The sequence below is a fragment of the Cupriavidus sp. 05L310 genome (genome assembly GCF_056398185.1).
In genome coordinates, this window is the sequence record NZ_JBFTOX010000002.1 from 240,000 (window position 1) to 248,624 (window position 8,625).

Genomic DNA, 8,625 nt, shown 5'->3' on the forward strand with positions numbered 1-8,625 from the left:
AAGAGGGCGCTCATGACGGTCTCCGTATTGAGTCTGTGCGGGGCTACCCGGTTCAGCCGCGTACCACGGGAATGCGGAACGCTTCCTTCTCACCGTGCTGCGTGAACAGCGCCATCAGCATCTTGCGCATCAACAGGCCGGGCTTGTCGGACTCCATGTGGAATTCAACGCGGCGGCGCGTGTCGACGCAGGCGTCGTAGTCGGTGGCTTCCAGGATCTCGCGGTCCTCGCCGACGATGGGCGCATCCCAGTCGATCAGTTCCTGGGTCGAGCAGTCTTCCTCGCTGTCGTTGCGGTACAGCCATTGCGACAGCATCACGCTCTTGTCGTCGATCGGCGTGGCGCAGTTGTAGATGATGTGGTGGCGCCCGCTGGCCGGATAGATGCAACCAAAGCGACGCGTGAAGGGCAGGTCCCAGCGGTTGAACATATGCCGGTGCGTGATCGGCTCGGTGGTGCCGGTAACGCGGTGGCCGGCCTCGATGTTGCGGATCGGCACCAGCGTCTCGGCCTCGAAGCCCCATTCGCGTGCCTGCAAGTCGTACTTCTCGGGCTTGGGCTGTTCGGACAGGCCGAAGTTGGCGCGGTGCACGAAGCTGAAGTGCGAGTTGTCGAAGGCGTTCTCCATCACGCGCAGCGGGCTGGTGTTCCATTTCTCGTAGAACTGGAAGATGCGGCGGTAAGCGGGATCGCCATCCTCGGGAAAATCGGGGATGGGCTGCAGCGGATCTTCCAGCGCCACCCACACGTAGCCATACTTTTCCTGCGCGTGATAGGCCTGCACCTTCGCGCCTGACGGGATGGCGTTATCCGGCGCCTGCGGAATCCGCACGCAGGCGCCGGCGCAGTTGTATTCCCAGCCGTGGTAACCGCAGACGATGTCGCCACGGTCGTTGACCCAGCCCTTGGAGAGACGGGCGGTGCGGTGGCAGCAACGGTCCTGCAGGGCAGCGGGCTTGCCGTCGGCACCTTTCCACAGCACCAGGTTTTCGCCAAGCAGTGTGAAGGGCCTGGGGCCGTCGTCGAGCATGGCGATGGGCATCAGGGCGTACCAGAAGCGGCGCAGGACGGGTTGTCGAGTGACCAGCATTGCAGAATCCTTGTATGGGGGGGTGATCTTTGATCTCGGACAGCGGTGCCGCGCAGTGCGTTACGGCATCAGGGCATCAGGGCATGATCTTCAGGTCCTTCACGAACTGCGTGGTGTAGGCTTGCTTCCAGTCGGTATCGGCTTTGAGCAGGCCGGCGCCGACCATGAAGTCGCGCGTCTTCTGCCAGCGCGCATCGGTCATCACGCCGATGCCGTAGCGGGCCGCGTCGCCGCCGCTCACCATGCGGTACTCCTTGAGCTTGTCCACGCCCCAGGCGAGCTGGTCGTCCTTCATGTTCGGGTTCTCCTGCTTGATCAGCGCATTGGCAGGGGCAGGGTCCGCGAGGTAGCTTTTCCAGCCTTCCATGGTCGCCTTGACGAAGCGGGCAACGACGTCCGGCTTCGCCTTGACGGTTTTCCGCATGGTGACAATGGTGGTGCCGTAGGGCGGATAGCCATCGTCGGCAAACAGGAAGAAGCGCGTCTTGGCGCCGGCCTTGCTGGCCGAGAACACCTCTGACGAGGCATAGGCCTGCTGCGCCGAATGCGGGTCGGCGAAGAAGGGCTGCAGATTGAACGTGTAGACGCGGGACTGGGATTCTTCGAGCTTGTACTTGCCCTTGAGCCACGGCCACCACGTGGTGCGTCCGGAGGTGGAAACCAGCACCGTGCGGGTTTTCAGGTCTGCCAGGCTTTTGACGTCCTCATGGGTCATCATGCCTTGCAGGTCGGTCTGGAAGGAGGTTGCTACGGTGGTCACGGGCACGCCTTGCTCCACGCTCTTCAACACCTGCAAGTCGTAGCCCATCAGGAAATCGGCCTGCCCGCTGGTGAGGATCTGCATGCCGTTGACCTGCGGACCGCCCATGCGGACGGTGACATCCAGGTCGTATTTCTTGTAGATGCCCTTGGCCACGGCCTGGTAGAAGCCGCCGTGTTCGGCCTGGGCATACCAGGAAGTGAGGAAGGTCACCTTGTCGGCGGCCAGCGCAGTGGCGGGGACGGCCGCGAACGTGAGCATGGCGCAAGCGCCGGCGATCAACAGGCGGCGCAATGGGGAGGGCGTCTTCATGGGGGCTCCTTGGCGGACAGGTGTGGGGCAAATGCTGGCGAGGGCTGCAACAGGCGGTGTGGCACCGGCGAGCATGCGCCGCGCATGGTCATGCGCTGGCGCAACGCGAGCGGAGGGATTGCCGCGCAATGCGCCTGCGCAATGGAATAAGGGCTTGAGGATGAGGGACATCGTGGGCGCTCTCTTTTCTCTCGTCCCGGCCTTGTGACCGGATCCAAACGCCCGGATGTCTCGCCTGGCGAGGCAACTGGGCGTGCGACCAAATGGTCGCGAGAGCAATGTCCCACGCCGGTACGCATTTGCCCGCTTGGGGAACGCGTCGGCGTTAACCGCTTCTACTCGACAGGTTGTTCAGCAAGAGCTGTGCCAACACCCACGGCAAGAGACTGCACATGCTGGCTGGCGCCGCCGGATAGCCATGGTGCATGTTGGGTCATGCGCGGTGCGATGCATGCACCAGATCGGTGTGCGCCGCGCGCGGCCGCTGCTCAGCTGCCGGTACTGTTCCTGACCAGCGCGCCGCAGCGGCCGACCATGGTGGTGAGGCAGCAGGCGTTGCCTGACCAGTCGCCGCCAATGACCATGCCGTTGGGGCCGGCGATCAGGCGGCGCTGGCACTGGCCTGGCGTCTGCAATGGTTCGGGCGACGTGGGCGCGCGCGCATCGCGCGGGCCGCTGCCCGGCGCGCGAGCCGGCGGCACTTCCTCGGTCCACAGGTAAGCGGTGCCGCCCGGCACGGCCTGCACCGCCTGCGGGGGGCCCCACTGGGCCTTGGCCTGCTCGATCGGCGCCGACTTCCAGGAAGCCAGCACGCGCTGCATGGCGGATTCTTCGACGCTCGCGCAGCCGCCCAGGGCGATGGCGGCCAATGGTGTCAGCAGGAAACGAGGAGAGGCGGCGAGACGGCGGACAGCGGACATGGCGGCTCCAGAGGGGGCAACCCCCTCTGCGCAGACTATCCCAGCGCCCCGCCCCGCCGCAAGCAACCCGGCGCCGCTTATGCGGGTTTGCCCACAGAAGGCGCCAGCACGATCTTGTCCGCGTCCGCGGACGGCTCGTGCGGGTTGTCGCCGCCTCCGGCCTGGCCGAGATCCATGCCCCTGGTTTCCGGCAGCAGCAAGGCGGCGCCCATCACCATCATGTAGCCCACGCCGGCGACGATGGCGATGGCCAGCGGCAGCGAGGTACGGCCGGTGCTCAGCCATCCCACCGTCAGCGGGAAGAGCGAACCGATCACGCGCCCTATGTTGTATGACACCCCATAGCCCGTGGCGCGGATGTCGTTGGGATAAGACTCCGAGATGGTGGCGCCGATGCCGGCGAACACGCCTTGCATCAGCACGCCGAGCGGGAAACCCAGGAACAGCATCGACGTGTTTGAAACCGGGATCACCATATAGACCAGCGCCATGACGAAGGCGCCCGCGGCAAAGGCGATGTAGGTCAGGCGGCGGCCCCAGCGGTCGGTGGCATAGGCGCCCGCCACATAACCCACCAGGGAGCCAAAGATGGTCATCGCTAGGTAGGAACTCGTGCCAAACACGGAAAGCCCGCGCTCGGTCTTGAGGAACGTTGGCAGCCAGGTGGCAATCGCATAGTAGGCGCCGAGCATGCCGCCCGACAACAGGCTGCACAACAGCGTCTTGCCCAGCAACGGCCGGCGGCCCAGGCGCGCCAGTTGCTGCCATGCGGAAGGGGCATCGGCCGCACCGCCCGCGGCGCGTTCGGCCTGGCTCTTGATGAAGACCTCCGGCTCTTCCAGGTTGCGGCGCAGGTAGATCACCACCAGCGCCGGCAGGATGCCCAGGAAGAAACAGACGCGCCAGGCGGTTTCAGCCGGGAACAGGCTGAAGGTGATGGCGTAGGCAATCGCCGCCGCGCCCCAGCCGAAGGAATAGCTGCTGGCGGTGAAGCCGGAATACTTGCCGCGGTGCGCGGGGTTGCGGATCATCTCCGTCACCAGCACCATGCACAGAGAGGATTCGCCACCAAAGCCCAGGCCCTGCAGCATCCGGAAGACCAGCAACTGCTCGGGCGTGCTGGCCAGTCCGCACAGGAAGCAGGCCACGGCGAACACCACGATGGTCCAGCGCAGCACACGCACCCGGCCGTAGCGGTCGGCCAGGATGCCCGCACCGATGGCGCCCACCAGCGAAGACACCAGGGTCCACGTGACGATGGCGCCGGCGGTCGACTTGCTCATGCCCCACTGGGTCAGCAGGGTCGAAATCAGGAAGGAGTAGATCATGAAGTCGAACACGTCGACCGCATGACCGAGGAACGCGCCGTAAAAGCCCTTGCGCTCCATTGTCGATAAATCCTTGAACCAGGCGAACATGATCTCTCCTTCGAATCGTTTCGAATTGGGGGGCGGTGCGTTGGTTTTGTTATCGCGCCGGGGCGCGTGGCACCTTGAGGGACTGGACCGGCGGTGGCCGGAAGGCAAAACCCGCTGCTTCGAGCAACTGGGCAAAACGCAGCGAGGTCAGGTCGGCGAAGCGTCCGGCGACGATCTGCACCCCCACCGGCAGGCCGCCGCGGCCCGGGCCGACCGGTGCCACCGTCGAGGGCAGGCCGCACAGGCCGGAGTGCCCGGCCCAGAACAACTGGCTGGTGAGCGGTTGCGCCCGGCCGTTGACCTGGAGCGTGCGCTGCCACGGCTCGCCCGCCTCGTCCAGGGCAAAGGCCGTGGTGGCGGCGGCCGGACAAAGCAGCACGTCCACCTCGCCGAAGAAACGTTGCCAGGACTGCGCGAAGGTGGCCCGAGCCTGCTGCAGTTGAAGCCATTGCCGATGCCGGATGCCGGCGCCCGTGAATTGCAGCGTCGCATAGCTATGGTCTTCGGGCGCGGCGCCGGCGGCATGGGCCAGCGCGGTGTCGAAGCTGGTGTCATCCATATGGATCGACGTCGTCGCCCGCAGCATCAGCACATAGGCGTGCCACAGGGCTGCGGCATCGAAGTCCGGGCGGGCATTCCACCGTACCTGCGCGCCCTGGCTCTCCAGCCAGCGTCCCAGCCTTTCGATCTCGTCGCTGACTTCCGTGTCGGCCTCGCAAAGCGGATGGCTGGATAGCACGGCGACGCGGAAGTCGGCCAGCGTGTGCTTGTCACAGGGCGGCAACGCCAGGCGATAGGCCAGTGCGTCGCTGCCGTCCGGCCCCGCGAGTGCGTGCAGCAGCAGTTCGAGATCCCGCGCACTGCGCGCGACCGGGCCCGCCACGTTGATCTCCTGCTCACCATAGCCGTGGCCGATGCCGTGGCCGCGTAGCGGCACCAGCCCGTGGCTGCTCTTGTGGGAGAACACGCCGCAGTAATGCGCCGGGTTGCGCAGCGAGGAGCCGATGTCGGAGCCCACGTCGAAGAAGCTCATGCCAGCGCAGACCGCCGCGGCGCTGCCGCCGGACGAGCCACCAGGGGTGCGGCCCGGATCATGCGGGTTGCGGGTGGTGCCGTAGACGGCGTTGTAGCTTTGCCAGTCGCGCAGCCCGATCGGCACATTGGTCTTGCCCAGCAGTACGGCGCCGGCCGCGCGCAAACGCTCGACGACAGCGGAGTCGTTGGCCGCGATGTTGCCGCGCTGGGCCGGGCTGCCGCATGTGGTGGGCCAGCCGGCTACGTCGAAGGACTCCTTGATGGAGAAGGGGATGCCGTCCAGATCGCCAAGCGGCGATCCACGACGGCGGCGTTCGTCGCTGGCCTTGGCCGCGGCGCGGGCGTTGGGGAAATCCGCCAGGATGATGGCGTTGATCTCGTGGTGCGAGGCGGTATAGGCGGCTTCGCACCAGTTCACCAGGTCTTGCGCGCTGGCATGGCCTTTGGCCAGTAGCTCGGCGGCTTCCCACAAGGGCAGGAAACACCCTTCTGGCTGCTGGACATCGGTCGTTGGAATATCTTGCCGCGTCACGCTGGCGCTCCGTTTTGTGGGGTCCCTTGCCAACGAGGCACGGGATTGCGGGCTGTCGGGATTCCGCGAATTCGGTATACTATATTCATTGATTTGCAGAGGGCAAGGCAAATATTCAGACCGCCGCGAACCGCCGCTTTCTGGTGCAATGCAACAGGAAGCGGCACAAATTCGGCGTTGGAAAGCGAGTCCGCGCGGAGGATGCGCACCTTGATAGGGCGCGTCTTTTGCGATTTTGGTATACCGTTTTGGCTTGAGCGGTTTGAGGATAGCCGGCCAGGAGCACTACCGCTGTTCGAGCAACGCCTTCAATGCGGCAAGGTCGCGCCGGACCCACTCCGCGTCCGCTTGCAGTTGGGCATCGCTGACGCCCGGACTGCGCAACAAGGTAAACAGCAGGGTGGCCCCGTCGCCATTGGCGATCACGCGCATCGGGATATAGATTTCCTCGCCCTGCGCCGGCTGCACATAGTGGTCGGCGACGCCATAGGGGTTGGGGGGCGTGAACCGGACCTGCATCGGGCCTTGGGGCGTGAGCGTTGACCAGGTGCCATCCGCCTGCTGCGACAGCTCCCCTAGCCCGCTGGCCCAGCGGGGATAGTTCTCGGGGACCGCAAGGAAGGCAAAGACGGTGGCGGCAGGCAGATCGATATCGATGCCGAGGCTGAGATAGTCGCTTTGCTTGGCCATGGTCTCGCTCCGCCTTGGGGTACTACTAGTGCTCGAAGAAGGACAGGGTTTGCTGGTCCGGGCTGGATGGCCGGCGCCGGCGTGTGCCGGTTGGGGATACGGGGGCTGTCCGCTGCGTTTCGCGCCGCGGCATCGAGGGCGCCTGAAGCTCGAATTGCCGGACGTGTTCCAGCGGCACGGCGCTGGCCAGCAAAGCCGCCAGCCTGGGCGCCAGGATCTGGTAGGTGTCCGGGTCGAAGCGTGCGGGCGCGCACAACAGGCCGGCTGCTTCATCCAGCGTGGACACGGTGCCCAGGTAGCACCAGTCCTCGAGCACATGCCACCACGCCTTGGCGCCATCCTGCTCGCGCCATGCCACGGCACCCGCGAAAGGCCAGGGCCGCAGCGACAGGTCCGCCAGGGCCGTCACGGCACGCTCGCGGTGCGACGCCAGCGATTCGTCGCCCGTGCATGCCCCCAGGCAACGGTGCAGCTGGCGGGCGAAGCAGGGCAGGCCCCGCCGCACCGTCTTTTCCAGGGCGAGCGCGGCTTGGCAAAGCTGATGGGCTTGCGCCAGTTCGGCCAGGCGCGCCTCGGCGCTCGCCCGGCTGGGAAAGGCGCCATATAAGTTAGGGTGGCGGCTGAAATCCGTGTCGCGATCCGAGCGCAGCATAGGCGCGCTCAGCCCGGGCGCCAGTTCCCAGGAAAACAACCCTGCAGTCTGCCGCAGCTTCTGGTTGTGCAGTGGTTGCAGCGTCTTGATCAGGTGCGCTTCCAGCAGCAGCGCTCCCGCTTCGCCACCGGTCTCCCGCCACTCCACCCGGCGCACGGCGCGCGCCAGCCGCATTTCCAGGGCGGCGCGATGATCGCCGGAAAAGTGCGCGCCAATGCGCTGGCGCAGGTGGATGCTCTTCCCTATATAGAGAGGCATATCCTGGTCGCCGTAGAAGAGATACACACCGGCGGTATCGGGCACGTCATCCAGGGCGGTTTCCTCCAGGCCGGCGGGCAGGCTTGCGCGCTTGACCAGGGACCGCACCGCCGATTCGACCAGATCGACCGTATAGAGCTCGTGGATCTTCTGCCAGAACTGCCACAGCAGTTCGGCATCGGCCAGGGCCCGGTGCCGGCCCTTGGGCTGCAATTCGAACCGGGCGATCAAGGCATCCAGGCCATGCCGCGCCACCGAGGGAAACAGCGAGCGCGAGAGGCGCACGGTGCACAATACATCGGCGCGGAACGTCACGCCAACGCGGCGGAATTCATTCTTGAGAAAGCCATAGTCGAAGCGTGCGTTATGGGCGACGAAGAGCTTGCCCTGCAGCCGCTCCGCCAGGCTCTCCGCCAGCGACTCGAAGCTTGGCTTGCCGCGCACCATGGCGTCGGTGATACCGGTCAGTCGCTGGATGAAGGGTGGGATGCCGATCCCGGGATCGACCAGGGTATCCCATTCGACAATACCGTCCGGCCCCACTTCCACCACGCCGATCTCGGTGATGCGGTCCCGGGTGGCGTCGGCGCCGGTTGTTTCCAGGTCGACAAAGACGATGGGGCGGGAGAGTGCGTCGGCCAGCGCTTGCGCATCCAGGTGCCGGGGCGTGTTGGCCGGCTGGCGCGAGGGCTGGTAGATGGAGAGGTCAGGCATCCGTTGATTCTAATAGATTGCAGCCACGCGGAAGCTGCCCTGCGCCGGGGCTCGGCAGCCGGCTTCATCACAGCGTCACAAACCGCTCTGAAGAAATTTCAGAAAACGCTTGCCATGGCCGAGGGGCTCCCTTAAGATTCGCCCCCTCGCAACACAACTACCGCGCTGCAAAGCAGGCGGGACAAGGGTTGCGGGGTTGGCAGGGTGGTTGGCGGCGCGAAAGGCGCGGCGAACTGAAGTAAAA

Annotated in this window: 7 protein-coding genes; all 7 read right to left on the minus strand. The window is 65.6% G+C overall.

Annotated features, from left to right (window positions below; all coding sequences use genetic code 11):
- Positions 1 to 52: 52 nt before the first annotated feature.
- The 7 genes from AC1DS6_RS02355 to AC1DS6_RS02385 all read right to left on the minus strand — a co-directional run bounded on the left by AC1DS6_RS02355 (position 53) and on the right by AC1DS6_RS02385 (position 8,381).
- Complete coding sequence (locus tag AC1DS6_RS02355; RefSeq protein WP_477101866.1) at positions 53 to 1,090, minus strand: aromatic ring-hydroxylating dioxygenase subunit alpha; 1,038 nt, start codon at positions 1,088 to 1,090, stop codon at positions 53 to 55.
- Between the two features lie 76 nt (positions 1,091 to 1,166).
- Complete coding sequence (locus AC1DS6_RS02360; RefSeq protein ID WP_477101867.1) at positions 1,167 to 2,162, minus strand: ABC transporter substrate-binding protein; 996 nt, start codon at positions 2,160 to 2,162, stop codon at positions 1,167 to 1,169.
- A gap of 488 nt (positions 2,163 to 2,650) precedes the next feature.
- The gene (locus AC1DS6_RS02365) at positions 2,651 to 3,082 is read right to left on the minus strand and encodes a hypothetical protein (protein ID WP_441633312.1); all 432 of its coding nucleotides are present in this window, start codon (positions 3,080 to 3,082) and stop codon (positions 2,651 to 2,653) included.
- A gap of 77 nt (positions 3,083 to 3,159) precedes the next feature.
- Complete coding sequence (locus tag AC1DS6_RS02370; RefSeq protein WP_035860456.1) at positions 3,160 to 4,500, minus strand: MFS transporter; 1,341 nt, start codon at positions 4,498 to 4,500, stop codon at positions 3,160 to 3,162.
- A gap of 49 nt (positions 4,501 to 4,549) precedes the next feature.
- Positions 4,550 to 6,067 (minus strand): amidase, encoded by a 1,518-nt coding sequence (locus tag AC1DS6_RS02375; protein ID WP_477101868.1) that lies wholly within the window; start codon positions 6,065 to 6,067, stop codon positions 4,550 to 4,552.
- Positions 6,068 to 6,352: 285 nt separating this feature from the next.
- Positions 6,353 to 6,757 carry an SRPBCC family protein gene (locus tag AC1DS6_RS02380; RefSeq protein WP_477101869.1) on the minus strand — a complete coding sequence of 135 codons (405 nt, stop codon included), beginning with the start codon at positions 6,755 to 6,757 and terminating at the stop codon, positions 6,353 to 6,355.
- Positions 6,758 to 6,782: 25 nt separating this feature from the next.
- Positions 6,783 to 8,381, minus strand: coding sequence for an exonuclease domain-containing protein (locus tag AC1DS6_RS02385; protein ID WP_477101870.1), 1,599 nt, complete (start codon positions 8,379 to 8,381; stop codon positions 6,783 to 6,785).
- Between the last annotated feature and the right edge of the window lie 244 nt (positions 8,382 to 8,625).

What these genes read in the sequence shown, in the direction of transcription:
- AC1DS6_RS02360 (WP_477101867.1), bottom strand. Translation starts at nt 2,162, where the DNA reads ATGAAGACGCCCTCCCCATTGCGCCGCCTGTTGATCGCCGGCGCTTGC.
- AC1DS6_RS02365 (WP_441633312.1), bottom strand. Translation starts at nt 3,082, where the DNA reads ATGTCCGCTGTCCGCCGTCTCGCCGCCTCTCCTCGTTTCCTGCTGACA.
- AC1DS6_RS02380 (WP_477101869.1), bottom strand. Translation starts at nt 6,757, where the DNA reads ATGGCCAAGCAAAGCGACTATCTCAGCCTCGGCATCGATATCGATCTG.
- AC1DS6_RS02370 (WP_035860456.1), bottom strand. Translation starts at nt 4,500, where the DNA reads ATGTTCGCCTGGTTCAAGGATTTATCGACAATGGAGCGCAAGGGCTTT.
- AC1DS6_RS02385 (WP_477101870.1), bottom strand. Translation starts at nt 8,381, where the DNA reads ATGCCTGACCTCTCCATCTACCAGCCCTCGCGCCAGCCGGCCAACACG.
- AC1DS6_RS02355 (WP_477101866.1), bottom strand. Translation starts at nt 1,090, where the DNA reads ATGCTGGTCACTCGACAACCCGTCCTGCGCCGCTTCTGGTACGCCCTG.